The sequence below is a fragment of the Bradyrhizobium sp. 4 genome (genome assembly GCF_023100905.1).
In the GTDB taxonomy this organism is placed as follows: domain Bacteria; phylum Pseudomonadota; class Alphaproteobacteria; order Rhizobiales; family Xanthobacteraceae; genus Bradyrhizobium.
The window spans coordinates 210,611-232,846 of the sequence record NZ_CP064687.1 but is presented as its reverse complement, the minus strand read 5'-3'; the positions used below and the strand labels follow the sequence as shown (position 1 = coordinate 232,846).

20 protein-coding genes and 1 pseudogene are annotated in these 22,236 nt (G+C 58.9%); 9 read left to right on the top strand and 12 right to left on the bottom strand.

Going from position 1 to position 22,236, the window contains the following annotated elements; genetic code table 11:
• Positions 1-70 precede the first annotated feature (70 nt).
• Positions 71-473: pseudogene (locus tag IVB45_RS38520) on the top strand (IS5/IS1182 family transposase); the annotation flags it as partial.
• A gap of 131 nt (positions 474-604) precedes the next feature.
• On the opposite strand, the gene IVB45_RS38515 reads toward IVB45_RS38520, so the two are convergent.
• The 7 genes from IVB45_RS38515 to IVB45_RS38485 form a co-directional block, all read right to left on the bottom strand.
• The gene (locus IVB45_RS38515) at positions 605-1,306 is read right to left on the bottom strand and encodes an ABC transporter ATP-binding protein (RefSeq protein WP_247360284.1); all 702 of its coding nucleotides are present in this window, start codon (positions 1,304-1,306) and stop codon (positions 605-607) included.
• Positions 1,299-2,033 (bottom strand): ABC transporter ATP-binding protein, encoded by a 735-nt coding sequence (locus IVB45_RS38510; RefSeq protein WP_018457729.1) that lies wholly within the window; start codon positions 2,031-2,033, stop codon positions 1,299-1,301. Before IVB45_RS38510 ends, IVB45_RS38515 begins: the two co-directional genes overlap by 8 nt.
• Positions 2,020-3,057, bottom strand: a complete 1,038-nt coding sequence (locus tag IVB45_RS38505) for a branched-chain amino acid ABC transporter permease (protein WP_247360285.1) — start codon at positions 3,055-3,057, stop codon at positions 2,020-2,022. The genes IVB45_RS38510 and IVB45_RS38505 overlap by 14 nt, the downstream gene beginning before the upstream one ends.
• Before the next feature lie 78 nt (positions 3,058-3,135).
• Positions 3,136-4,356: a substrate-binding protein gene (locus IVB45_RS38500; protein WP_247337861.1), complete on the bottom strand. Its 1,221-nt coding sequence runs from the start codon at positions 4,354-4,356 to the stop codon at positions 3,136-3,138.
• A gap of 4 nt (positions 4,357-4,360) precedes the next feature.
• On the bottom strand, positions 4,361-5,218 hold the full coding sequence (locus IVB45_RS38495) for a branched-chain amino acid ABC transporter permease (RefSeq protein WP_026233434.1): 858 nt from the start codon (positions 5,216-5,218) through the stop codon (positions 4,361-4,363).
• Between the two features lie 36 nt (positions 5,219-5,254).
• Entirely contained in the window at positions 5,255-6,769 is a 1,515-nt protein-coding gene (locus IVB45_RS38490; protein ID WP_247360286.1) for an amidase, read from the bottom strand.
• Positions 6,770-7,189: 420 nt separating this feature from the next.
• Positions 7,190-7,339 (bottom strand): AraC family transcriptional regulator, encoded by a 150-nt coding sequence (locus tag IVB45_RS38485; protein WP_247807639.1) that lies wholly within the window; start codon positions 7,337-7,339, stop codon positions 7,190-7,192.
• Between the two features lie 103 nt (positions 7,340-7,442).
• On the opposite strand from IVB45_RS38485, the gene IVB45_RS38480 reads away from it, so the two are divergent.
• Positions 7,443-8,575, top strand: a protein-coding gene (locus tag IVB45_RS38480; protein ID WP_247360333.1) for an IS3 family transposase whose coding sequence is annotated in 2 segments (ribosomal slippage) — positions 7,443-7,698 and positions 7,698-8,575 — 1,134 coding nt in all. Because the reading frame shifts where the segments join, the coding sequence is not laid out codon by codon here.
• A gap of 43 nt (positions 8,576-8,618) precedes the next feature.
• On the opposite strand, the gene IVB45_RS38475 is transcribed toward IVB45_RS38480, so the two are convergent.
• A complete protein-coding gene (locus IVB45_RS38475) occupies positions 8,619-9,365 on the bottom strand; it encodes an AraC family ligand binding domain-containing protein (protein ID WP_247360817.1) in 747 nt (248 codons plus the stop codon).
• Between the two features lie 246 nt (positions 9,366-9,611).
• On the opposite strand from IVB45_RS38475, the gene IVB45_RS38470 reads away from it, so the two are divergent.
• The 6 genes from IVB45_RS38470 to IVB45_RS38445 all read left to right on the top strand — a co-directional run bounded on the left by IVB45_RS38470 (position 9,612) and on the right by IVB45_RS38445 (position 15,430).
• The gene (locus IVB45_RS38470) at positions 9,612-10,547 is read left to right on the top strand and encodes a ribokinase (RefSeq protein ID WP_247360814.1); all 936 of its coding nucleotides are present in this window, start codon (positions 9,612-9,614) and stop codon (positions 10,545-10,547) included.
• 336 nt (positions 10,548-10,883) lie between these two features.
• Entirely contained in the window at positions 10,884-11,714 is an 831-nt protein-coding gene (locus IVB45_RS38465) for a 3-methyl-2-oxobutanoate hydroxymethyltransferase (RefSeq protein ID WP_247360826.1), read from the top strand.
• 109 nt (positions 11,715-11,823) lie between these two features.
• Positions 11,824-12,819, top strand: coding sequence for a sterol desaturase family protein (locus tag IVB45_RS38460; RefSeq protein WP_247360810.1), 996 nt, complete (start codon positions 11,824-11,826; stop codon positions 12,817-12,819).
• 154 nt (positions 12,820-12,973) lie between these two features.
• Positions 12,974-13,294 carry a Rieske 2Fe-2S domain-containing protein gene (locus IVB45_RS38455; protein WP_018457738.1) on the top strand — a complete coding sequence of 107 codons (321 nt, stop codon included), beginning with the start codon at positions 12,974-12,976 and terminating at the stop codon, positions 13,292-13,294.
• 28 nt (positions 13,295-13,322) lie between these two features.
• Positions 13,323-14,198 carry a sugar phosphate isomerase/epimerase gene (locus tag IVB45_RS38450; protein ID WP_247360808.1) on the top strand — a complete coding sequence of 292 codons (876 nt, stop codon included), beginning with the start codon at positions 13,323-13,325 and terminating at the stop codon, positions 14,196-14,198.
• Positions 14,195-15,430 carry an FAD-dependent oxidoreductase gene (locus tag IVB45_RS38445; protein ID WP_247360806.1) on the top strand — a complete coding sequence of 412 codons (1,236 nt, stop codon included), beginning with the start codon at positions 14,195-14,197 and terminating at the stop codon, positions 15,428-15,430. The genes IVB45_RS38450 and IVB45_RS38445 overlap by 4 nt, the downstream gene beginning before the upstream one ends.
• A gap of 154 nt (positions 15,431-15,584) precedes the next feature.
• Here IVB45_RS38445 and IVB45_RS38440 read toward each other — a convergent pair whose 3' ends face one another.
• From IVB45_RS38440 to IVB45_RS38425, 4 genes are all read right to left on the bottom strand, one after another.
• Complete coding sequence (locus IVB45_RS38440; protein WP_247360803.1) at positions 15,585-15,767, bottom strand: hypothetical protein; 183 nt, start codon at positions 15,765-15,767, stop codon at positions 15,585-15,587.
• Positions 15,768-15,928: 161 nt separating this feature from the next.
• Complete coding sequence (locus tag IVB45_RS38435) at positions 15,929-17,254, bottom strand: MFS transporter (RefSeq protein ID WP_247360801.1); 1,326 nt, start codon at positions 17,252-17,254, stop codon at positions 15,929-15,931.
• A 1,228-nt stretch (positions 17,255-18,482) separates the two neighbouring features.
• A complete protein-coding gene (locus IVB45_RS38430) occupies positions 18,483-19,262 on the bottom strand; it encodes an enoyl-CoA hydratase-related protein (RefSeq protein ID WP_247360798.1) in 780 nt (259 codons plus the stop codon).
• A 74-nt stretch (positions 19,263-19,336) separates the two neighbouring features.
• A complete protein-coding gene (locus IVB45_RS38425) occupies positions 19,337-20,548 on the bottom strand; it encodes a CoA transferase (RefSeq protein WP_247360795.1) in 1,212 nt (403 codons plus the stop codon).
• A 237-nt stretch (positions 20,549-20,785) separates the two neighbouring features.
• Here IVB45_RS38425 and IVB45_RS38420 point away from each other — a divergent pair, with 237 nt between their 5' ends.
• A complete protein-coding gene (locus IVB45_RS38420) occupies positions 20,786-22,231 on the top strand; it encodes an aldehyde dehydrogenase family protein (RefSeq protein WP_247360793.1) in 1,446 nt (481 codons plus the stop codon).
• The last annotated feature ends 5 nt before the right edge of the window (positions 22,232-22,236 follow it).

Below are 22,236 nucleotides of genomic sequence, written 5' to 3'. Positions count from 1 at the left end.
GGGCTCGACCAAGCAATCCTGGCGCCCCTGCAAGCGCAACCCATGCCCCGGAGCCGGAGTGCATTCGGCAAAGGCCGCCGCGCCCTACGAATTGGACGTGAGGACCTCCGTCCTCAGCAACAAACCGCCGGGCCCGTGGTGGCCTATTCGTGCTGCACGCCGGCGCAATGCCCGCCCCCCTGCGAAGGTCACACGTTTGCGGGACGTCATCGTCTGCGCCGAGACACTCTGTGGCTGTGCGATTGAGCGGGCCTAGCAGGGGCACTGCGGTCACGACGCACAAAATTCACCTTCGCGTCTCCATTTCCGGGAGAAGCGCGGCGTCTTCGGTGTCATTAGGCGAGAGCTGCGCCGCCGCTTCCCCATCGAGCCCATGATCGGACACACAAAAGCCGAAGGTGACCTCGGCCACGTACCTCAAGTGCAGCGCCGACGATGCCGCAAATGTCATCCTCTCAGCCGTTGGCCACAACATGCCGCCGCATCCTCGCTGACTCAGACAACGCTTGAGCGGCCTGTTCGCCGGACTGCTATGGCGAACCCTCGCCTGCTCAGCCACGCTCACTTAGCGAGTGAGTTAACTATCTCGGACTGGCGCTAAAAACTAAGGTGCGAGGTACCGCAGAAGTTCCGGATTGCCGCGGACATCGCCTGCCGCGCCGTGCAGCGCGATGCGGCCGCGATCGAGTACGTACGCGTGGCTCGCCACGCGCAAAGCGAGATCCAGGTGCTGCTCGACGATGACCACCGCGATCTCCTTGGTGAGCGCAGTCAGGCGTTCAGTGATCTCCTCGATCACGCCGATCCAAACTCCCTCGGTCGGCTCATCCAGCAGCAGCAGCTTTGGGCTTCCCAGTAGCGCACGTCCGATCGCTAGCATCTTACGCTCGCCGCCCGAAAGAGTGCCGGCTGCCTGATCCAATCGGTGGCCGAGCTTGGGAAAGATCGTCAGGACCCGATCAATCGCCGAAGCGTCGGTGTTGGAGAGCGATCCCACTGCGAGATTATCACGTACCGAGAGGCGTGCGAACACCGAGTGCTCTTGCGGCACATAGCCGATACCGGCGCGCACACGCTGCTCGGTCCGGAGGCGATTGAAATCGTGGCCATCAAAGAAAACCTCGCCTCTCCAGCTTGGTAGCTCGCCGACGATGGCCTTCATCAGCGTGGTCTTGCCTGCACCATTCCGGCCAAGCACGGCGACACCGCCGCGCCTAGGAATGCCGAGGGTAATGTCAAACAGCACCTGGCTGCGGCCATAACCCGCGTCGAGATGCCTTATGTCGAGGAACTGTTGTTTAAGCACGGCGTAAGTAGATCTCCTGGACACGTTTGTTGGCCTGGATCTCCGCGACGCTTCCTGTCGCAAGCACCTTGCCTTGGTCGAGGACGGTGAGGCGGTCGCAGATATCGCGGATGAAATCGAGATCGTGCTCTACGATAACGAGAGAGCAATGCTCTTTGATTGGTCGCAAGAGTTCGCCGGTGACGCGGCGCTCCTCCAGACTCATGCCTCCGGTGGGCTCGTCCAAAAGCAGGAGCCGGGGCTTGCCCGCGAGCGCCATCGCAATCTCCAGCCATTGTTGCTGACCATGAGAAAGCGCTGCTGCGGCATCAAACGCGCGATCGGCAAGACGAAACTGGGTGAGCATCATCATGACCTGGTCGTGCAACTGTCTGCGGCTGCGCGAGAACACAAGATCAAGAAGCGAGCAGTGCCCCTGCAGCGCGAGCAAGATATTGTCGTAGAGGGTGAGGGTTGGCAGCACCGATGTGATTTGGAACTTCAGGCTCATGCCAGCCCGAGCGCGCTCGGTGGGCGTGAATGCGGTGATGTCAGTGTTGATGAAGCTGACCTTGCCTTTCGTCGGCACTTCCGCCCCGGCAATGCACTTCATCAGCGTGCTTTTGCCCGAACCGTTTGGCCCGATCAAACCGTGGAACTCGTTCTCGCCGACCGTGAGAGCCGCGCCATCGAGTGCCGTAAGCTTGCCAAAGATCTTTCCAATGCCTGCGGCTTCAAGAAGCGGCATGATGCTGCGCCCTCTTCTTGCGTTGCCCTTTCGCGGCGAAGCCACCCACGCGCTCGCGCTCCGTCAACACTATGCTGATAAGCCCGAGCGGCCGGAAAAGGATCACGAGTAGCAGGAGCAGGCCCAGAATGATCGGCCAGATGTCGCGGTAATTGTCCGACAGCCAGAAAGAGAGGCCTTCGACGATGGCCGTACCGATCACCGCGCCTATCAGCGTGCCGGAGCCGCCGAACAGCACGTAGAGCACGACCTGCGTGGAGACCACAACGCCGATCATGTTGGGCCACACAAAACCCTCGTGGAAGGCATAGAGGCTGCCGGCCAGGCCTGCGATGGCGCCGCTGATCGCGAACACTATGGCCTTCAGATGCTGTGTCTTATAGCCGAAGAAAGCGATGCGCTGCTCGTTCTCGCGGAGGCCAGCGAGCGCGAGACCGAACTGCGAGCGCACCAGGAAGCGGCATGCTAAGTAGACAATGACGAGAAGCCCCAGTGCGAGATAGTAAAAGATCGGCCCTTCCGAGAGTTCGTAGGAGCCGAGCGTCATCGGCGGAATCGAGGGAATGCCGTTCTGGCCGCCAAGATAGTACCAGCCTCGCGCGAGACGATCGGCGGCATAGGCGCCGGTGAGCGTACCGAGCGAAACGAAGATCACGCTGGCTGGATGCCGGCCGAGTAGGAGGAAACCACCGAGCAGCAGCGCGAAGACGAGGCCGATTAGTGTGCCCGCCGGCAGCACTAAAAGGATTGAGGTGATGTCGAGATCGCGTGCAAGCAGCGCGACGCCATAGCCTGCCGAGCCGAAGAAGAGGGCCTGCCCGAAACTCATGATCCCGGCATACCCCCACACCAGATCGAACGAGAGAGCGAAGATCGCCAGGATCACGACGCGAGTCGCAAACACCGTAAGATAGTCGTGCAGCATCACCGGGAGGACTAGTGCTCCAATCAGCACTAGCCCTTCGATGATGAGCAGGACCCGTCGCGCAGGGCCAACTTGCCCTGCAAAGGCGGTTTCCGCCATTTCAGCCGTCGCACAATTCACTTCTAATGTGGGCACCGATGGCCTCTCTACCGCGCTCATCGCTTCCGCCGCGACTCGTCAGCATTCCCTGGGATCAACAAGCCCATTGCTACGTTCCACGATTTCAAACTTCCCGCTTTTGCACACCGCCGTGTACATGTTCATCTTACAGTGCCGCTTGCCCGGCACCATCTCGGCGGGTCCGCCCGGACCTTCCGCGATCTTTGCATGATCGAGCGTCGCAGCCACCGACTCGCGATCGACCTTCCCGGCTTCCTTGACCGCGGCCTCCCAAAGTTTCAGACCGCGATAGGTGCTGGGCGCGGCACTGCTCGCGGCAAACAGGGAATCTCCAGGATAGTCCTTTTCATAGGCCGCCTGAATTCTGGCGGAGACGGGATCATCTTTGGCGACTGCTTTGTAATAGTCGAGGCAACTCGCAAGCCCTTCCATCTCATTGACCGGATGAAGGCTAAGATAATTCTCATCCTCATTCACGGCAGCAAGCCGTCCGCCGTTCTTGAGATAGCCCGCTTCATAGAGCTGCTTGAATAAGGGGCCGACACCGGGTGGGATGACAGTGTTGAAGACAGTGTCGACCTTGTTAGAGATAATCCCGTGGACAGTAGCGGAGAAATCGACCTGGTCGAGAGGATAATACTCCTCGAACACGACCTCGCCGCCGTTTGCTTCAATTAACTTACGGGCGTATGCATTCAGATTGCGCGGCCAGATATAGTTAGAACCTGGAAGGGCAAACCTCTTGCCGCCGTTTTTGATCAGCCAAGGGATAAATGTGTCGCATTGCTGCGCCGGTGTGGCGCCGGTGCAGAACAGGTATGGTGTGCATTCCTGACCTTCATAGAATTGTGGATAAATATAGAGCGTCTTGCCCCGTGATACGATTACATCCTTGATCGCGTTGCGCATCGAGCTCGCGAGGCCGCCGAGGACCATGTCCACCTTGTCGCGCTGGATCAGCTTGCGCACATTGCCCACCGCCACCGATTCATTAGAGGCGGTGTCTTCGATATAAAGCTCGAGCGGCCGGCCCAAAAGTCCGCCGGAATTGTTGATTTCCTTGATCACCATTCTGGCGACGTTGGCATCCGCCTTTCCGGCAAAGCCGATTGGGCCGGTGAGATCGATCGCGATGCCGACCTTGATGGGGCCTTCGGCCGCATTGGCCCAGTCGGGGCGGATCACCCAACTGCTGGCTCCTGTGGCGATCGCACCAGCCGTGAAAGCGAAGTTCGAAAGGAAACGACGACGTGTGAGTTGGACGCGATCAGCAATCATATGACTACACTCCCCTTTGCGCGATGAGGCCTTGCGGGCGGAACTTGATGAAACAGATGGCAAGCACGAAGACGAGCACGTCGGCGACTACCGGTGCCACTGCCCAAGGTAGCGCCGCGGTAAGAGCGCCGATTACGCCAGCCCCTGCCACCGGTCCGATGAAGGAGCCGACGCCACCGACCATGACGGCAACAAATCCCTGGATCAGAAAACGAATTCCGAGATCGGCAAATAGATCGAAAACCGGCACGATAAGCGCACCGGCGAGCCCCGCTAACGCTGCGCCGAAAGCAAAGGTGGCGCCATAGATGAACGTCGTCGAAACGCCAGAGGCGCGCGCCAGCGCTGGATTTTCCAGCGTCGCCCGAACGCGCAGGCCGAAGCTTGTGCGCGACAGGAGCAGATAGCAGGCCCCCATCACCAAACCCGTGATCACGAGTATCGCGAAGCGCCAGGCCGAGATGTGCATCGTGGCGATAGCGATAGATCCGCCAATCGGCTCCGGAACCGTCAGATAGAAGCCGCCAATCAGGCCCCGCACCGTTTCTCGGATGATAAGACCGAGGGCATAGGTGCCGAGCATCGCCACGATCGGTGCCGCATAGAAGCGGCGGATAATGAGTGCTTCGAGTACAAAACCCAGCAATCCGACGAGGATCGGTGCGGCCGCCATACCGACCCAAACGGGGAGACCATGGCTATAGGCGAGATACGTAATATAGGCACCGAGCAACACGAACTCGCCTTGGGCAAAATTGAAGATGCCCATCATGCTCGCTATGACTCCGAGGCCCAGTACGATCAGGACCATGATCGCGCCGAAGCTCAGAATGTCGAATGCCGCCATGAATGCGTTAGTCATATGTTGCGATCCACCCGGACGCCATCGCAGCCCGTCTCACATCTTCTTCCAGTCGCCCATCTGTTCGAAAGCATGGGCGGCGCGGTAGACGGTGGATTCCTCGAAGTAACGACCGACCAGCATCAGGCCCACTGGTAGGCCGTCGACCATTCCGCAGGGCAGTGACATGGCTGGATGATGCGTAATGTCGAATGGCGCGGTATTGGTGAACATCTCGATGGCGCGCGTGAAATAGTCTTCGCGACTGGCGCCGGCAGGCGGCAGCGGCGTTGCCTTCATCGGCGTCGTCGGCATGAGTAGAAGGTCATAGGTCTCCAGAGCCTTGTCGTATGTTGCAGCGAGGCGGCGAGAAATATTGACGGCCTTGCCGTAAAACCTGGAACCAAAAGTGTTGTTGATGTACGTGCCGAGCAACAGGAACAGCTTGTTCGTCTCGGACAACGAGTCTGCCTGCCGCCGCCACCCGCGATGGAAATCCATCAGGGAGGTCGGGTAGAGATCGCCTCGGCTGAGACCATAGCCGTCGCCGAACATCATGGTCTGGACGGCGCCCTCGGTTCCGATCGGGGTCCAGATCGCCGCCCCCAGGAGATGCATCGGAATGGAGACGGTCTCAACAGTCGCACCGAGATCTTTAAAGCGCTTGGCTGCCTCGCGTACGCTTTCATTGACCGCAGCCTCCGCGGACGGCTGCTCGAAACCTTCCTTAAGGATGCCGATCTTCATCCCTTTGATGCCTGCACCCAAGGCCTTGGTGTATTCGTCAACCTTTGGTGCCTTGATGCGCGAATCGTAGCCGTCGTCACCGGCGATCACCTCGAGCAGCAGCGCGTTATCGGCCACTGTTGCCGTGATCGGTCCGGTGTGATCAATAAAGACCTCGATCGGCATGATGCCCGTGTAGGGAACGAGACCCCAGGTCGGCTTCATACCGTATGTGCCGCAAAACGAGGATGGCATGCGGATCGAGCCCCCCTGGTCGCCCCCGATCGCCATGTCGACCTCGCCGAGCGCGACCACAACCCCGCTTCCCGAGGAAGAACCGCCGGCCGAATAGCCCATCCTGTGTGGATTATGCACCGGACCGGTCGCATTGGTGTGGCTGCCACCCGAGAGACAGAAGGCCTCGCAGTGAACCTTGCCGGCAATCTCGGCACCAGCATCGAGCATGCGCGTAACGATGGTGGCGTCGAAGTCGGGTACGTAGCCTTCGAGGGTGGCCGACCCATTCATCATGGGCACCCCGGCCAGCATGATGTTGTCCTTCAGGGCCACCGTCTTGCCCTTGAGCTTGCCGCTCGCCGCGCCCTTCACCGTCGACTTGCGGTACCAGGCGTTGCGCGGGTTCTCCTCCGGTGACGGCCGATAGCCCGGAGTGCGTGGATATTTGACCACCGGCAATTCGTCGGGCATTGCAGCGACGAGATTGTACGCTTCGAGCGAGCCCTGCATCAGGCCTCGGAACGAGGCAACGTCCTCATCGGTCAGTGAGAGACCACACTGTTCGGCGATGCTACGAAGCTGGGTTGGCGTGGGAAGGGCGACTGACATGAGGCTCTCCTAAGAAATTTCATCCCGGCATTTGGACGTGCCGCCCATCGATTATTCTACGATGGCCACTTACTCGCCACATACTGCGGAGCAAGTGCATTCGCCCGAAGTGGGCGCGCAACGTGATCTGGGTAATATTGGGTAAAACGACTCCGGTGCTGAATGCGTTTGGCGGTGTGGAGCCCCTGCCGACCCCGCACACCTTGCCACTTCCTGTCGCGGTCACGTCGGATGTTCCGAAGATGCGCGGCGATTCAAGCAAACCAGCATCATCAGCTTGGAGTTGCAATGTGGCAGCGATCTGACAGAGTAACGCGCTGCATTAGCAGCTAGTTTCCGCAGGGAAACATCCAGCTACTTCATCTTGGAGATGTGCCCCAAACATTTAATGGCCAAACGTTGAAGGCTGCGACGTTCGATTCAGTTCCCTTCGGCGCGCCGCCAAGTATGGGGGGCCGTGCCAGTGCTGCGCTTAAATTCACGACTGAAGTGATAGACGTCGCAGAAACCGCAGCGTTCGGCGATAGCATCGAGCCCCGCGTCAGTTTCCAAAAGTAACTTTTGCGCCATCAAAATGCGCTCTCGGAGAGCCGGCTCCGGAAATCTGAACAGGGCGATAAGTGGAGTTTCTGCCTGACGGCGGGCAAGATTGGCCCGCGAATCAGGAGAGACGATGACGAGACGCGCACGCCGGAACCACACACCGGCTTTCAAGGCGAAGGTGGCGCTGGCCGCTGTCAAGGGCGACCGAACGATAGCTCAACTGGCCGAGCACTTTGACGTTCACCCCAATCAGATTACGGCATGGAAAGCCCAGCTGGAGGGTGGAGCTTCCGGAGTTTTTGGACCTGGCGGCGCCGCGCCCGCCGTGCCTGCGATCGACGTGAAGTCGCTGCACGCCAAGATCGGAGAACTGACGCTGGAGAACGATTTTTTAGAAGGAGCGCTCACCAAGGCGGGATTGCTGAGCGCAAAGCGATGATCGACCGTGAGCACGATCTGTCGATCACCAGGCAGGCGGAAGTTTTGAAGATCAGCCGTAGCAGCGTCTATTATCTGCCGCGCCCAGTGCCGCCCGACGATCTCGCGACAATGCGACAGCTTGATCGGCTACATCTGGAGTTTCCTTTCGCCGGTTCGCGAATGTTGCGAGGCCTGCTGGCTGCCGAGGGGTGCAAGGTCGGCCGCCGGCATGTCAAAACGCTCATGCGGCGGATGGGGATAGAGGCGCTGTACCGTCGTCCGCGCACCACCAAACCTGAGCCCGGGCACAAGATCTATCCGTATCTGCTGCGCGGCGTGGAGATCACGCGCCCGAACCAGGTCTGGGCAATGGATATCACCTACATCCCGATGGCGCGCGGCTTCGTGTATCTCGCTGTCGTGCTGGACTGGGCGACCCGCCGGGTTCTGTCGTGGCGGCTCTCGATCACGATGGAGGCGGCGTTCTGCGTCGAGACACTGGAGGACGCTTTGGCGCGTCACGGCAGGCCTGAAATCTTCAACACGGATCAGGGCTCGCAGTTCACCGGCTCGGCCTTCACCGGCGCGCTCGCCACCAACGGCATCGCCATCAGCATGGACGGTAAAGGAGCTTGGCGGGACAACGTGTTCGTCGAGCGACTGTGGCGCAGCGTCAAATACGAGGAGGTTTACTTGCGGGCCTACGACAGCGTGTCCGATGCCCGCGCCTCGATCGGCCGATACCTCGACTTTTACAATAGCCGACGTCCTCACTCGAGCCTTGACGGCGGCACACCGGATCAAGCCTACTTCAACCCGCTGCCAATCCGCATGGCGGCCTAACTAACCCCGGCAGAGCCTCCACTTATCGACGCGGAGATTCTGTTCAGACAACCGGGACCAGCTCTCGGATCAGCCAGCGCCGCGGACTGATCTGTAGATACCTTTGGAATAGCCGCCGCGTTTGCGCGGCACTGAGCCCGGTGACGGAGGCCAGTTCCTCGGCATGCCAGGATCGCGCTGGAGCCTGCCGCATCTTTGAGACGATGGCGCGCAATGGGTCTGGAAGACGAGACTCACCGTGCTTGGGTGAAGGCGCTGCTATGAGGTGCAGCAGTTCTGCCACAAGGTGATTGAGGGCCATATCGACGTTATCATCTCGAGCGCGCAAGACACCAAACAGCTCTTCGAACCACCGGTCGATGTTGTTCGGCGCCAATATTGTTGCGAGGGTTGCACCACCGCCGAACACCTTTCGCCGAATGGCTGCACAGTTTGGTCCGTCGATCCGTACCCATAGAACGGTCCAGGGATCGCTCTCGTCGGGCCAGTGCGCATGCGGTGTCTCGTTGGCGATCCACATCAACTGATTGCGCCCAACACTCAATGTCCGTCCCTCACTCGATACGAAGCCACGACCCGCTGTGCAGTAGAGAATGTCCTGGCCCGGATAGCTATCTCGCGCGATGTGATGGTCAGGGGCAGTGATGACTTTACCAGCCCTCAGCACCGTAAAGGCGCAGCGAGTCCAGGCGACATCAGGAAGGACATACTGATGGCTCTCAGGGAAAAATGTGCGCTGCGGTATTTTTACCATGCGCGTTTTATATAAATCAGAGCGTGCTTTGTCCATTTCTACGCACGAGCTGCACATCTATGCTCGCTCACAACGACCAATAAGCAAACTCGCCGATGGGCCATCCTGGATGCACGTTTTGTCTCCTTGGGCGGCTGCTGCGAGTATTTAGGGAGGAGCTGGTGTCAATACTCAGCGCCCGCGAACAGCGCCGTCACACTGAGCGCCGCACTTCCCTTATGCCGATATCGTGGAGGCAATCCACACAAGCGCGAGCTTTAAGCACCTTCAAGGGAGGAATCGATGGGTAAACCGAAAATCACCGTCGTTGGCAGCTTCGCAGTGGGACTTACCATTCGGGCTCCGAACATTCCCGTCTTTGGCGTCACAATGCTCGGCAGCAGTTTCGATATGGGGCCTGGCGGAAAGGGCTCAAACCAGGCGGTTGCGACCGCGCGGCTGGGGGCGGACTCCTCGCTGGTGGCCATCATCGGCAAAGACAAGTTCGCCGATATCGCAACCGATCTGTTCAAGGCCGAGGGCGTTGGTACAGCGCATGTCAAGCAGATCGCTGAAAGTCCGACGGCGGTGGGCTTCATCATTCTCAACGAGCGCGGTGAGAACTTCATCATCATGGACTATGGCGCAACCAACGCTATGGATCCGGCTTATGTAGATCGCGCCGAGAGCCGCATCCGGGAGAGCGACGTCGTCATGGCGGTGCTCGAACCCCCGGTCGAGGTAGCAATGCGAGCCATGGAGCTGGGCCGAAAACATGGCAAGAAAACTGTCCTTAATCCAGCTCCCGCCGCGCCGCTTCCTGATGAGATGTTCCCGCTAGTCGATTACCTGACGCCGAACGAGAGCGAACTTCGTATTCTGCTCGGTCTACGGCCGGACGATCCGCGCCCTTCGCGCGAGCTAGTGGAGATGCTGCGCAAGCGCGGCGCCGCCAATGTGATCGTAACCCTTGGCGACCGCGGCGTGCTCATTGTGACCGACACGATCGATACAGCCATCCCAGCCGCCGAGGTCGAAGTCGTGGACACGACTGGCGCTGGCGACGCGTTTAATTCCGGCTTCGCCGTGGCTCTGGCCGAAGGACGGGATGTGATCGAAGCCGCGCGGTTCGGGGTTTGCTGCGGCGCCCTGGTCTGCACCAAGCTCGGGGTCATTCCAGGCATGGCAACACGCAGAGCAGTCGAAGAAATGTATCGTACGATTTTCGCGTCGGCTTGAAAGGAATCAGAATGAGCCTGAACCATATGCTTCCAGATGCCGACTTGGCCTGCTCCGTCGTCAAGAGAAGCAATAGCGAGGTGAGGATCGGCTGTCAGCCAGCGTGTCGAAACCCGCCGCACTCCGTTTGGCATGGTCTCGCTGTCGCTGCAGGGCATCCGCATATCGAACCATGTGCACAGTGATGGCCGGCGGCTTGACGACTTTGTACATGAACACTCGACCGCAGGACGACACGCAGTTGATAGGTGGCAAGGCGACCCTCCGAAATTCCTTCACAGGCGCCGAATCGACGCGCCGGACCTTTGGCAAAAACTTTGAGAGCTAGTGAGCAAGATGCCGCGGATTTACGATTGGGCCGCGCGCGAAGCTGAGCGCACGGTGACCGTAGCCGATCTGTGCGCGGCCCGAGACTCGGGCAAGCGCTACACTCAAGTCACCGCTGAGACGGCGGACGAGGCAGCAGCTGCGGAGGAAGCTGGTGTCCAGATGCTGGTTGCCCGCGCCCGTAACGTGGAGGCCGTGCGCAAGGGTTCGAAACGGCTTTTCGTCACTGCGGCGCTGGGCTTTGCCGATGCCGTAACCCGGGACGATATCCTACGCACCGCATTGAAGGCGCTGACGGACGGCGCCGATGCGGTGATCACGGCACGCGGCATGGCGACTGTCTCTATGCTCGCAGCCGAAGATATCCCGGTCGTGGGTCACCTGGGACTCGTTCCAAGGAAATCGACCTGGGTCGGAAAGCTTCGCGCTTTCGGCAAGAATGCCGATGAAGCCTTGACGCTTTTTCACCGCTTCCGCCGCCTCGAAGAGGCCGGCGCTTTTGCAGTCGAATGCGAGGTTATCCCCGCCAGAGTCATGGCAGAGATCCGTCGGCGAACCGGACTGGTGACGGTTTCGCTCGGCTCCGGACCTGATGCCGACGTGATCGTTCTCTTCACCGAGGACATATGTGGTGGCGAAGGCCGGCGGCCCCGGCACGCCCGGACCTATGGGAACCTGCAAGCGCTGCAAGAGCGTGTCAAGGAAGAGCGTGTGAAAGCCCTCAGTGCATTTCGCGCTGACGTCAGTGCGAATGCGTTTCCGGGGCCGCAGGAAACCTCGATTATCCACGACGACGAATTCGCCGCGTTTATGTCAAGGCTGAAGCAAGAGGGCTTTTGAGTTTTGATCTGAGTCTCGTGCGGGCGATAACCGCGATGATGTCTCGGCGCCTGAGGATCTGGCCGCGTAGGCGAGCCTCTCTCTTCAAAACGTTGATGGAGTAGCAAATATGGATGACATCTTATACGGGGCGCGCGACAAACGCGGGAATTGGACACCGAACAAGAGGCCCGAACGCGCGCCGATTTTTGTCTGGCCAGTGCAACCGAAGAAAGTTATTCGTTGGTTGCCGGGGTACTTCTTGCCCTGGAATACCCTCTATTTCGTGATCTCGCTTGTATCGTGGATCTATCTGACACCCGCGCTTGATACGATGCGGGAATTCCGCGCTGACTGGATTTTGCTCATTCTGCTGCGCAACGCTGGGCTAACGCTCCTAGTCTATGGCAGCGTTCACTTCATCCTCTATATCCAACGGCGCCAGGAAACCAACTTCAAGTATAATGCAAAGTGGCCCGACACCGACAATACGGCCTTTATGTTCGGAAGCCAGACGGCTGAGAACGTGTTTTGGACCATGTGTAGCGCGGTGCCGGTATGGACCGCATACGAGGCGGCCACCTGGTGGCTCTACGCTAACAGCTATCTGCCGTACGTCGATTTCGGACAGCACCCGGTGTACTGCGCCATCCTCGTGTTGGTGATGCCGGTCTGGCGCGAGTTGCACTTCTATCTGATTCACCGGCTCATTCATATCGGGCCGCTGTACCACATCGTACACAAAGTACACCACAAGAACGTAAACCCGGGGCCGTGGTCGGGCTTGTCAATGTCTCCCCTTGAACACATCGCCTATTTTTCCGGCGTGCTGATCCATTTCGTCGTGCCCTCCCACCCGGTGCATGCAATGTTTCAGCTCATGCACGCAGGGTTGTCCGCCGCGAAGTCTCACACCGGTTTCGACCGGGTGGTCGTAGACGATGCGAAGGCCGTCAACACAGACAACTTCTATCACTACCTCCACCACAAGTATTTCGAAGTGAACTACGGTGAGCGTCGCATCCCGCTCGACGAGTGGTTCGGCACAGCTCACGACGGTTCTCCGGAAGCGGACGAGAGGATGTACAAACGCATAAGGGCCAAGAAGTGGGCGCGCGGCAGTTAGCTCTGATGTTGCGGAATGTCCGTCCGGCTCTCTTCTTACTAGCACTGCGCAGGCGCGGGAGCCTCCCGTCCGCCCGCCAAGGACATTTGCGCGGGTCGCGGATTTGCCAAGGCATCGGTGCAATTGTTGCGATTTAGATTCAGAGGGATAGGGAATGACTAGCCAAGGAGAATGGGTTGCCGCCTGTGCTACCAATGCATTGATGCCCGAAGAGACCCTTCGCTTCGATCATGGTAGCTGCACGTTTGTAGTTGTTTGCTCTCCCGAGGGAGACTACTTCGCGATCGATGGCCACTGCTCCCACGAGAAAGTCCATTTAGCGGATGGCATCGTTGACGGCGGAATCATTGAGTGTCCCAAGCACTTCGGGACCTTCGATTACCGAACGGGCGAGTCGCGTGCTTTGCCCGCATGCGTCGACTTGCGCAGTTACGAGGTGAAGGTCGAGAACGACACCGTCTTCATCAAGCTCTAATTGGAGCCAAAGGGCGGAATGCAGGACAATGTCGAAGCAGAGCTTGCTTATACTACAGTCCCTTTGGGCGATGGAACGGCGCCAGCCCGACGGGGTCGAACGTTCCATCGATCAGAACATAGCGATGATCCAAGAAGCCGGGTTCGACGGCATTAGCACCTCGTGCACCGATCCTGCGCGCGTCGCCCTGATTGCACGTGCCCTAGCCGGCTCGGGACTTGCAGTCGAGGGTATGTGCTTCCCGCAGACGATCGATCACCTGAAAGCTGCCATTGACCTTGCTCGGCGCCTCGATGTCGTGCATCTCGACGTCCAGCCTGACATTCGCCTGCGCCGTGTCGCCGACTGTGTCCCGCTGCTGGAAGGCTGGATCAGGGTGGCGCAAGATGCGAACATGCCGATCTACTTCGAGACGCATCGCAATAGGATGACGACAGATCTCCTGTTTACACTCGAGTTGATGGATCAGGTTCCCGAGATGCGCATGCTTGCTGATCTCTCGCACGTCCTATTGGGCCGCGAGTTTTGGTATCCGATCTCGGACGAAGACGAAGCGCAGGTGCGGCAGGTGCTCGACCGCACCTGGGCATTTCATGGCCGCGTTGCATCGCGCGAGCAGATACAAATTGAGATCACGTTCCCTCAGCACAAAATCTGGTTGGATCTGTTTCTCTGTTGGTGGAAGTATGGATTCAAGAGCTGGCAAAGGCGCGCTGGTGCGGATGCTCGTCTCGCTTTCGTCTGCGAACTTGGTCCGCAGCCTTATGCAATTACCGACCGACAAGGCAACGACAGCACAGATCGCTGGAAGGAAGCTCTCTTACTCAAATCCCTCGTGCGCAACGTGTTCGAGAGTGTGGCAAACGATGCGCCGCCTTCAACTGGCGATCGGGTGGCCACTTGAGTGCAAAATCCACAATAGTGATTGTCGGCGCGGGCGAAGCCGGCACAGCCGCCGCCATCGCCCTGCGCGAACGTGGATGGCGGGGCAGACTGGTCTTAGTAGGCAACGAATCTATACTGCCGTATGAGCGCCCGCCTCTATCCAAGGCGCTCCTGCTCGACAAAATGAACCCTGGACCCAAGCTCATTGTGACGTCACAACGCCTTGCCGAGTTGGAAATAGAGTATCTTCAGGGAAGCGAAGCGGTCTCAATTGATCGCGTGACCAACATGGTTACGCTCTCAAACGGCTCAGCGATAGCGTATCACCGTCTCCTACTGGCCACGGGAGGCCGACCTCGGAAACTGAGCGTTCCGATCGCCGAAGGAGCCGAGGTGGCGACACTACGGACGTACGAGGACGCCACGCGCATCCGCTATGTCATTGGTCAAGGATGCGACGTGATCGTGATCGGAGGCGGCTTCATCGGGCTTGAGGTTGCCGCGAGCGCCGTCTCGAGAGGTGCTTCGGTGACCGTACTCGAGGCAGGACCGCGGCTACTTACGCGGGCAGTGCCAGCTTCTATGGCCGAGTTGATCAAAGCCAAGCACGAACGTTCTGGCGTGCGCATCGAGATAGCCGCGATCGTCAAACGCATCGATAGGAGCGAAGGCCGTTCCAAGGTGGTAATGGCCGACGGTCGCTCACGCGACGCCGATCTCGTGATCGTTGGAGTCGGAGCGACGCCGAATGTCGGCCTTGCGCAAGCGGCGGGACTAGCAATCGAGGACGGTATCGCTCTGGACGAGACGCTCGCGACTTCAGATCCGCACGTTTTCGCGGCGGGTGACTGTTGTTCGTTTCCTCACCGCCTCTATGAAAGGCGAATCAGGCTGGAGGCCTGGCGCAACGCCCAGCGGCAAGGTGCGGCGGCGGCGGCGAACATGCTGGGCGAGAACCGTCCTTACGAGGACGTTCCTTGGTTTTGGTCGGATCAATACGACGAGACACTGCAAATCGTGGGCCTCGTTCCGGAAGGAGGAATCCCCATAATCAGAGACTTTGGTGCGAGGGCTCAGATCTTGTTTTACCTCGCAGCAGATGGGCGCCTGGTGGCCGCATGCGGATTCGGGAGCCTAGGTGTCGTAGCGAGAGAAATTCGTGCCGCCGAAATCATGATCGGGAGGCGGCTTAGACCTCCAGCAGACGCGCTCGCAAGGCCCGAGATGAACATGAAGAAACTAATGGGTTAGAATAGAATTCGGTATCCAAGACCGCCTCAGCGCCGATCCTGATTGCAGCCGGAGAACTGGCGTTAATCCGATGCCTATACTGCTCGCCGCTCGGGCGCGCTACGCGCCTGGCCTACGTGGTCCTCAATGACGCTGGAGCTATACGAGTGCGGGGCTAGAACGGCTGGATGCTGATGGCTGTGCTCCCTGCGCCGATCAGCTTGCGCTCGACGTCGCGCCAGGATCCATCCGCGGCCGACTTCGGGGGCGCCGCGGCCACCATCGACTGGTCGTAGATACGAGGAACGAAAACCTGCCCATTGTGCCCGCCGAGGCGAAGATTGCGACTATAGATCACAAACGTCCTTAATCTGCGGATGACGCTCGATCCAGAGCGGGCCATTTCTCCGTGTTGCAATCGGTCTGAATGAGAAGGGCCCCGTCCAAAGGCGGGGCCTTTCGTGCTGGGTATCGTTCACGCTGGGGTAGGCAGAGGTAGGAGACGAAGCCGCGCCGTGCCTAATCCCCGACGTACACGCCGCCTCGTTTCTTCGCGATCAGATAAACTATGATGCTAAGCAACGCGACGGCTGTGCCATAGAATGGAAACACCCAGGACAGATTAGAGCGTTGGAGCCATAGCAGCAGGAATGGTGTGGTACCGCCGAATATCGTTGCGCCAATAGCGTACCCGAGGGCGACGCCGGTGGTCCGAATATTTCTGGGCATCAACGTTGTGGCAATAAAGTTATATAGCGCCATATTGCAGCCGACCAGAGTTCCGCCCACCAACATAACGATGGAGAAGGTCAGAATGCTCTTCTCGGCATAGAGCAGGGATAGAAAGAACGACGGGATTAGCAGCAGGCGCATCATCACGAACGCACGCGACGGTTTCACCTTATCCGCAAAGGCACCGATTGTCGGCGAGAACACCATCCAAATCGCGCCCATGACCGTCACGATGCCATACACATAAGTGCTGTTCTCCTTGAATACGCCGTTGGCAATGTTAGGCAAACCGAAATTGTACGTGTAATTAGCGATCTGCACGCCGCCAACAACCAGAATCGCGGCGAAAAGCGACAGCCTTGCTTTCCAAAGCGCTTTCCACACTCCGCCAGTCGTTTGTTGGATGCGCGAGTCCTCGTCGACGCGATGCATAGCGCGAGCGATTAGGGTTTCTGGAAGGGTCTGCCGAAGATAGATGATGAGCAAGCCTAGAACACCTCCGACTCCAAACGGAACGCGCCAAGCCCAATCGCGCATGACTTCAGGGGACACGGCGCCGCTGACCAGGAAAGCAACCAAGCTGGCTCCGATCGAGCCCACCATGATGAATGTGCCATTGACCAGTCCAAGGTATCGTCCCTCCTGACCTGCCGGTGCCAATTCGATCGCGATCGCATTGGCAACGCCCGCTTCGGCGCCTACGGCGAGGCCTTGCACCAGGCGGAGGGAAACCAGCACGATGGTGGCAGTGATGCCAAGATCCTTGTAGCCTGGCAGCACTGCGATCATCAGCGACGATAGCGCCATAGCGGAAACAGCGATCAGCATCACGGCTTTGTGGCTGATGCGATCTGCGATGGGGCCGAGCAGCGCCGCCCCTAAAGGCCGTGCGGCAAACCCTGCTCCGAATACTGCCAGTCCCGCGAGCAGCGAGACGACAGGGTCAGTGGCTGGAAAGAAGTGCGGCGACAGGAATGCCGCCATGAAGCCATAGAGCTGCCAGTCGTAGAATTCGAGGGCGACGCCTCCGCCGAGGCCCAGAGTCATTGACCTCGTCGCGACGGACTTTTCAATCTCAACGACGTCGCCTACCGGGTGTGCTGTCAATTGCATGGTTTGCTTCCGCTCCTTTAATCAATTCGTCATGGATGATGGGCGCAGGAGTGCGAGGCGAGAGGTCATCGCCGTTCGTCGGCTTCAGTGGCGCTGATGCGGAATACAAGCGAGCACCTCCGCGCTGTGCGCGGCGAACTCAGGCGAGAAGACAGAGGTGCGCGGAGATGACGTCCCCGAGCCGTTTCGTTTTGATGTTGCAAGCAGCCTGCAATATGCGAGCGTCTGGCTCATTTCACCGTTCCCTCCTGTTGCACCCGCGCTTTGCGCGTCACGTTCGTCTTTCTATGGCGATGACGCGGTGAGTTGGCGGCATCCCCCGCGGGCGAAAAGTGCCTCTCGCTCACGGTCGCTATTTCCCAACGCCGGTCGTACTTGCCCTAGTCCGTACGTGAGGAGCACAACATGCAGATAGCCCAATGTCAATATTGCGACACAGCAATACGATATTGGGCTAGCTAATACTAAGTCTGCGAGCAGCAGAGCTCCTGGGGAAATAAGGAGCGCCTGTAAGGCTTTGGAGAATCAAGTATTATAGCTCAGCCGCCGCATTTCCCGGTCCGCTTGCGCTATCCCAATGCGCGCGTTGCTTGCCTTGCGGGCCTGAAATGCCGAACGTCTCGACGAAAAATGGCTCTTAACCGCGGACTCCGCGGGAGCGATCAGCGCCCGCCTCTCTCAACGTCCGGCGCAACTGACAACACCAACAATTCAAGTGCTAAGAGCAAAGGCAATGGACAGCGGCGTTACGATGGGCTGACTCGGGATCTCCGGTCGCCGTCCATGGGACTCACGCGCACGAGGAGGTGATCGCGTTCGCGGACATGTCGCTGTAGTCCCTAACCACCTTGACGAAGCATAGTGGAAGGCAAACGGCTGGGCCGCCGTCATCCAAGGTGTCGGCAATACTTCAGTAAATCGCTGCGCGGCCCTGTCATACGGCGAAGGCGGTTTGCGCTTTTTTGCGAGGTGCGACGAAGGTGCGCATTACTAACAGTGCGCACGAGTCAGTCGCCGTGGCGTCGCACATCGCCCGTTTTAGGAACTCAGCCACTGGGCGGTTACATCGCGAACCTAATACTGCGAACGGCTCCCTTACTCTCAAGCCGAGAGGGGAGCATGGCCAGGTAGTGGCATTTCAATTGGTAAAGACCGCCGCCTTATGGCTCGTTCTGGTGGAGCCGTTCCGCACCAACGACGGAAGGCAAAGGCCCTTCCGTCGAATATCTCATTCTCCCCGATATCTGGGCGGGCGTTTTTCAAAGAAGGCATCCATGCCCTCTTGCTGGTCCGAAGTCGTGAAGGCCACCCGAATTGCCTGTCGTTCGAATTCCACACCCGCATCCAGAGGCGTCTGATACGCGGCGAGCACCGCTGATTTGGCGAGTTCGACGGAGCGCGGCGGCTTCTGCGCAATGAGGCCTGCGATCTCGAGCGCTCGCGCGCTCGCCGTACCGGTGGGGACGATGTCCGCGATGAGCCCGGCACGCAGCGCGGCCTGAGCAGAAATTGGCTGACCGCCCAGAACCATCAACATTGCCAATGATTTTCCTGCTACGCGGGTCAATCGTTGAGTGCCGCCGTCGCCAGGGATCACGCCTATATTGATTTCTGGCTGCCCAAACTGTGCATTCTCGCCCGCCACCACGATGTCGGCGAGCATGGCCAGTTCGTTCCCGCCGCCGAAACATACACCTTCAACGGCTGCAATGATGGGCTTCACGCAGGTCGTGATATCTCTCCAATCATTCCGCCTGATAGGGTTGTTGATGGCTTCGAACCCGCGCTGCTGCATTTCCTTGATGTCCGCGCCCGCACAAAAGAAGGCGTCGCCTCCTGTGAGCACGATGCAACGTACCTCCTCGTCGGAAACGGCAGCGCGGCAGGCTTGCGCAATATGTGCGATGAGTTCATTGCTCAGAGCGTTTCGTTTCGCATGTCTATTCATGCTCAACAGCCGAACATGTGGGGACGGCGTGGACGCGATGACGAGGTCTGATGTGGTCAAAGGGTGATCCGTGAAGGTTTGGCTTGGAGTTTATGGCGCTTCTTCGCGCAAGCCGCGAACGAAGGTCACGGCGGCTAGCCGAATGCCCTTCTATTGCGGGCATCGGCAATGGTCTCGACTGAAAATCCGAATGAGGACAACACCTCGTCGGTGGCAGCACCGATCGGTGCTGGGTGGATCCGGATGCCTGGTGGGGTACGCGACAGGCTAATCGGAAGACCGGCCAACGGGACGGTTCCGCGCCCCGGTACATCTACTTGCCACATGATGCCATTGTGCGCAGTTTGGGCCTGACTGACGGCGTCCGCGATCTCATTGACGGCCGTGCAAAGGAGATCCACCTCAGACAGTCGCTGCACCACCGCCTCGGTCGTGAGTGAGGCTATCGCCTCCGCGCAATGTTCCTGAACCCTCGAAAGATTCGCAACCTGACCTTCGCGGGTTGACAGCTCAGGTCGCGTGCTGATGTCGGGTAGACCGAGCGCTTGGCACATCAGCCCAAGCGGATTGTCACGGAACAGCATAACGACCGACACCCAGCCGTCTTTAGTTTTGAAGAAGATCGACTGACTGATCCAGTTCGTCTTCGTTCCGTAAATGCTCTCGCTCGCAATTTCACAGAGTTGCATGGCGAGTGCAACATCGTACAGACAGGTCGAAACGACTTGGCCGAGCCCGGAGGTTTGACGTTCAATAAGGGCCGCGAGAACACCTTGTACAAGCGACATAGCAGCGCCGTAGTCAACGATAGGCGAATTGGTCAAGTGAGGCGGTTGATGCTCTTCAAGCCCGCCGCGAGCAAGCCCGCTGAAAGCCTGCGCCAACATATCCTGGCCGGGCCGGCTCGCCAGAGGCCCGCTTTCACCGAACCCGAACCCAGCGGCATAGACCAACCGAGGATTGCGCGCGCTCAATTCGGGGAATCCGAGGCCTAGTCGCTCCATCACGCCCGGTCGGAAGTTATGCATGAGCACGTCGGCCTTATCGACCAGCTGAAGCAGGATTTCCTTGGCGACTGGGTTCTTGAGATCCAGGGCGAGTGTACGCTTATTGCGTCCCATGGCTGCATAGTAGGAGCTCATTCCGCCAACCCGAGTCGCCTCGAAATCGAGCCCACGGGTGATGTCGCCCTGGGGTCTTTCGACCTTGATGACGTCCGCGCCGAGATCGCCCAAGACTTGGCCGGCAAGAGGGACCTGCATCACCATTCCCACTTCCAGCACGACAATTCCATTAAGGGCGCCGGCTTTCTGGGTGAGCGTGTTGTCTGCGGGTTCAGCGATCACTTGGCGACCTCTCTGATGAATCTGATTTTGGTCGGCCACGAGCCGACACACGAAAGCTACAGCACAACCCTAAGCAGGTCAAATGATATGCTAGCCCAATCAGACATTGATATATCCCAATATATGTGGAATTGGATCCCGCGGGAATTCCGGTACCAACGCCGGCGTAGAGCGATGATGAATTCGCCATCGCGCCCGCATGGCATTTTTCGACGAACCTAATTTGGATGGACACCGATGAATTTGAATTACATCGCCGGGGAATGGCTTGCTGCGTCGAACGCAGTGCCGAACGTGAATCCTTCGAACACGTCCGACGTGGTCGGGGAATTTGCGCAAGCTTCGGCAAGCGATGTGGAGCGAGCGATTGACGCGGCATTCGACGCTTTCCGAGCCTGGTCCCGTTCAACCATCCAGACCCGGCACGATTGCCTCAATGCGATCGCCGCCGAGATCCTTTCACGGAAGGAGGAACTTGGGCGGCTTCTCTCCCGCGAAGAGGGTAAGACCCTTCCAGAGGGGATTGGCGAGGTCACGCGTGCAGGACAGATCTTCCAGTTCTTCGCGGGTGAATGTCTGCGTCTTGCAGGCGAGAAGCTGCCGTCCGTTCGCGCTGGGGTGGACGTCGAGATTACCCGAGAACCCGTGGGCGTTGTGGGGCTCATTACGCCCTGGAATTTTCCCGTCGCGATTCCTGCCTGGAAGATTGCTCCTGCTCTCGCCTGCGGGAACACGGTCGTATTCAAGCCAGCAGAGCTGGTGCCAGGATCGGCGCACGCGTTAACGGAGATCATCTCGCGCGCAGGTATTCCGCCAGGTGTGTTCAACCTCGTCATGGGCCGCGGCTCCGTCGTTGGTGAGGCCATGCTGAAGAATATCAAAATTGCCGCGATTTCATTCACCGGCTCGACCTCCACGGGGGAACACATCGCGCAAAGTTGTACGACGGCTCATCCGATGAAAAAGGTTCAGCTTGAGATGGGCGGGAAAAATCCGATGGTCGTTCTGGACGACGCCGACCTCAACGTCGCCATCGAATGTGCAGTGAACAGCGCCTTCTTCTCGACGGGCCAGCGTTGCACTGCCTCCTCCCGCTTTATCGTGACAGATGGCGTCCACGACGATTTCGTTGCAGCAATGGCAGAACGTATGAAATCCCTTGTAGTGGACGACGCCTGCAGAGCCGGAACCCACATTGGCCCGGTGGTCGATCAGCGTCAGCTCGATCAAGATCTCAGCTATATTCGTCTAGGCCAGGATGAAGGCGCCAAGCTCGTGGCTGGCGGCGAACTGCTTAGTCGAGATATGCCGGGCTTCTATTTATTTCCTGCCCTCTTCGCGGAAGTCGACAATCGAATGCGAATCGCACGGGAGGAAATATTCGGACCCGTTGCAACGGTGATCCGTGCTCGTAACTATGAAAATGCCCTGGAGATCGCAAACGATACCCCGTTCGGACTGTCGGCTGGGATCTGCACTTCGAGTCTGAAGTACGCGAGTCACTTCAAACGCAATGCTCAAGCGGGGATGATCATGGTCAACCTGCCAACCGCGGGGGTGGACTACCACGTTCCGTTCGGCGGCCGTAAGGGCTCGTCCTACGGACCGCGCGAACAGGGCAGATATGCCGCCGAGTTCTACACGACAGTCAAGACGTCCTATTCCTTCGGCGGCAACATCTGACCAGG

Bases quoted from the DNA above. Each gene is read 5' to 3' on its own strand.
- IVB45_RS38510 (WP_018457729.1), bottom strand. From the start codon at position 2,033: ATGCCGCTTCTTGAAGCCGCAGGCATTGGAAAGATCTTTGGCAAGCTT.
- IVB45_RS38505 (WP_247360285.1), bottom strand. From the start codon at position 3,057: ATGGCGGAAACCGCCTTTGCAGGGCAAGTTGGCCCTGCGCGACGGGTC.
- IVB45_RS38500 (WP_247337861.1), bottom strand. From the start codon at position 4,356: ATGATTGCTGATCGCGTCCAACTCACACGTCGTCGTTTCCTTTCGAAC.
- IVB45_RS38495 (WP_026233434.1), bottom strand. From the start codon at position 5,218: ATGACTAACGCATTCATGGCGGCATTCGACATTCTGAGCTTCGGCGCG.
- IVB45_RS38490 (WP_247360286.1), bottom strand. From the start codon at position 6,769: ATGTCAGTCGCCCTTCCCACGCCAACCCAGCTTCGTAGCATCGCCGAA.
- IVB45_RS38485 (WP_247807639.1), bottom strand. From the start codon at position 7,339: ATGGCGCAAAAGTTACTTTTGGAAACTGACGCGGGGCTCGATGCTATC.
- IVB45_RS38475 (WP_247360817.1), bottom strand. From the start codon at position 9,365: ATGGACAAAGCACGCTCTGATTTATATAAAACGCGCATGGTAAAAATA.
- IVB45_RS38470 (WP_247360814.1), top strand. From the start codon at position 9,612: ATGGGTAAACCGAAAATCACCGTCGTTGGCAGCTTCGCAGTGGGACTT.
- IVB45_RS38465 (WP_247360826.1), top strand. From the start codon at position 10,884: ATGCCGCGGATTTACGATTGGGCCGCGCGCGAAGCTGAGCGCACGGTG.
- IVB45_RS38460 (WP_247360810.1), top strand. From the start codon at position 11,824: ATGGATGACATCTTATACGGGGCGCGCGACAAACGCGGGAATTGGACA.
- IVB45_RS38455 (WP_018457738.1), top strand. From the start codon at position 12,974: ATGACTAGCCAAGGAGAATGGGTTGCCGCCTGTGCTACCAATGCATTG.
- IVB45_RS38450 (WP_247360808.1), top strand. From the start codon at position 13,323: ATGTCGAAGCAGAGCTTGCTTATACTACAGTCCCTTTGGGCGATGGAA.
- IVB45_RS38435 (WP_247360801.1), bottom strand. From the start codon at position 17,254: ATGCAATTGACAGCACACCCGGTAGGCGACGTCGTTGAGATTGAAAAG.
- IVB45_RS38420 (WP_247360793.1), top strand. From the start codon at position 20,786: ATGAATTTGAATTACATCGCCGGGGAATGGCTTGCTGCGTCGAACGCA.